At 69.3% G+C, this 2,217-nt stretch carries 3 protein-coding genes and 1 pseudogene; 3 read left to right on the top strand and 1 reads right to left on the bottom strand.

What is annotated here, in order from left to right:
* Window positions 1-117 precede the first annotated feature (117 nt).
* Window positions 118-1,092: pseudogene (locus BD833_RS22580) on the bottom strand (IS481 family transposase); the annotation flags it as partial.
* A gap of 56 nt (window positions 1,093-1,148) precedes the next feature.
* Here BD833_RS22580 and BD833_RS22575 point away from each other — a divergent pair.
* The 3 genes from BD833_RS22575 to BD833_RS22565 all read left to right on the top strand — a co-directional run bounded on the left by BD833_RS22575 (window position 1,149) and on the right by BD833_RS22565 (window position 2,194).
* On the top strand, window positions 1,149-1,451 hold the full coding sequence (locus tag BD833_RS22575) for a hypothetical protein (RefSeq protein ID WP_166535410.1): 303 nt from the start codon (window positions 1,149-1,151) through the stop codon (window positions 1,449-1,451).
* Window positions 1,448-1,678 carry a hypothetical protein gene (locus BD833_RS22570; RefSeq protein WP_166535409.1) on the top strand — a complete coding sequence of 77 codons (231 nt, stop codon included), beginning with the start codon at window positions 1,448-1,450 and terminating at the stop codon, window positions 1,676-1,678. Before BD833_RS22575 ends, BD833_RS22570 begins: the two co-directional genes overlap by 4 nt.
* 186 nt (window positions 1,679-1,864) lie before the next feature.
* Window positions 1,865-2,194: an HNH endonuclease gene (locus tag BD833_RS22565; RefSeq protein ID WP_166535408.1), complete on the top strand. Its 330-nt coding sequence runs from the start codon at window positions 1,865-1,867 to the stop codon at window positions 2,192-2,194.
* Window positions 2,195-2,217: the final 23 nt, after the last annotated feature.

Here is a 2,217-nt window from a genome sequence, read left to right as displayed (position 1 = left end):
TGTAGTAGTTCATGACGTTGCTCACACGCCGCCGAGGTCGTCGAAGATCGACATCTGATCCGTGGTGACCTCCGGCAGGTCTGGCGTCTGAGCCTCGACCTTCGGGCCGACGAGCGGCACGCGGGTGATCGGCGGAAGCCACCCGAGGGCGGAGTGCTTCCGCTCGAAGTTGTAGTAGTTCAGGAACTCGGCGAGCGCCTGCGTGCGGTCCTCCTCCGAGTCGTACGGGCGGCGCCGCAGCCACTCGGCGAGCATCGTCTGGTTGTACCGCTCGACCTTCCCGTTCGTGCGGGGCGTGTAGGGCCGCGTGCGCTTGTGCCGGGTGCCGGTGGAGGCCAGTGCCTCGGCGAACGCCTGGGAGCGGTAGCAGGCCCCGTTGTCGGTCAGGCAGCGCACGATGTGCGTGATGCCGTGCTCGGCGAAGTAGGACGCGGCGCGCAGCCAGAACGCGGCGGCGGTCGGTCCCTTCTCGTCGTCGAGCACCTCGGTGTAGGCCAGGCGGCTGTAGTCATCGACGGCGGAGTGCAGGTAGGCGTAGCCGACCTTGCCGGTGCGGGCTGCTGCGCGCTTGCTGGCGCGGGCCTCGTCGGTGCCCTGGCCGTGGACGGCCCAGCCACCGCCCTTCGGGATGCGGCCGACCTTCTTGATGTCGACGTGGACCATGTCGCCGGGGCGCTCGTGCTCGTAGCGGATGACCCGCATGGGCTCGCCGGTCGGTGGGTCCATGTCCCGGACGCGGCTCATGTCGTTGCGCTTGAGCGTGCGGTGCACGGTGCTGGCCGACACCTCGATGCCCTTCTCCTTGAGGTGTGCGGCGATGCGCGCAGCGCCCCACTTCTCGCGCTTCCGCAGTTCCATGATCGCGTCCACGATGTCGTCCCCGATGGCCGCCGGGCTGTGCTCCGGCCGCGAGGTGTGGTCCATCAGTCCGGCGTCTCCCTCGGTCTGCCAGCGGCCGTACCACTTGGCCAGCACCGCCCGAGAGATCCCCGCCTCAGCCGCTACGTGGCTGATCGGGCGACCGCTCGCGACGCGGAGACACAGGCGCTTGCGCCCCTCCGGGCTGAGCGGTGCGTTCGGATGCTGGGGCAGGACGCGGCCTCTGTTTGTGCTTGCATTGTTAGCAGTACGACGCTAACATAGTGAGCATGACAAACACCAAGCACGAGGCGCTCCAGGCCATCGACCTGTTCCTCACGTACCGCAACGAGCACGGCCTGACCGATGAGCAGGCCCGCGAGCACGCCGTCGCCGACATCCAGAAGGCGACCGCCGACGTGCCTGTCGGCATCTGCGGCGCCCGGCTGCACTACGTCAGCACCTACGACGGCGCGAACGTCCTGTGCGTCTGCACGAAGGCGCCGGGGCACGTCCAGGCGGGCGACGCCGAGCACGAGGACGAGACTCGCGGCGGCGCTCCGAAGGCGAAGTGGGAGAACCCGACGTGGTGAGCGACGTACTGGACAACGTCTACGACCCGCGCAACCACAGCCTCGTCGCGGTCTGGAACCAGCAGCCGTTAGCGCCGCGTCACGCGATGCACCCGAGCAACTCCCGCACTGTCTGCGGGATCGACACCCGCAGCGGCTCCTGGGAGACCTGGCAGACGGGCTGGCATGGGTTCGTGGACGGCGGGGGCACCGCGTGTCGGCGTTGCGTTCGGATGACCCGGCCGTGACTGCAGCGGACCGGCTCGCGATACCAACCTGCGGCGCCCCATGCCCCTACGGAGGGGTGGCGGCGACCCGGAAGCACAGCCGCGCAACCCTCGGCTGGATGGGGCACTGCAACCGCCGCGTCCGAGCGAAGGACCAGCGTTGCTGGCAGCACCGTCGTGCTATCCCTGCGCTGGGGGGAGGATCCCATGACCACCCCCGCTAACCTCAGCAGCGTGGTCATGGACGGCGAGATGGCGCGCCGCCTCACTGCCGCCGGCCGCAAGGCCGACGAGTGGAAGGACCGCCGCGACGACCTGATCCGCGAGGCCGCCAAGCAGGGCGCGACCTTGCGCGAGATCGCCGCCGCCGTCGGGCTCTCCAACCCCGGCGTGCTGCGCGTCATCCGCCGAGGCCCACTCGAGACCCGCCACATCACCCCGCTGCACCAGGGCGGCAGCAAGGACGACCCCGACAACATGAGGTTCGTCAGCCCAGAGGAGAACGCCCGGCTGCCCCGTGACGAGCCAGAGGCGTGACTACAACCTCATGACACAACACA

It is taken from the genome of Blastococcus xanthinilyticus, assembly GCF_008124835.1.
GTDB lineage: Bacteria > Actinomycetota > Actinomycetes > Mycobacteriales > Geodermatophilaceae > Blastococcus > Blastococcus xanthinilyticus.
This window is presented reverse-complemented; position numbering and strand designations above follow the sequence as displayed.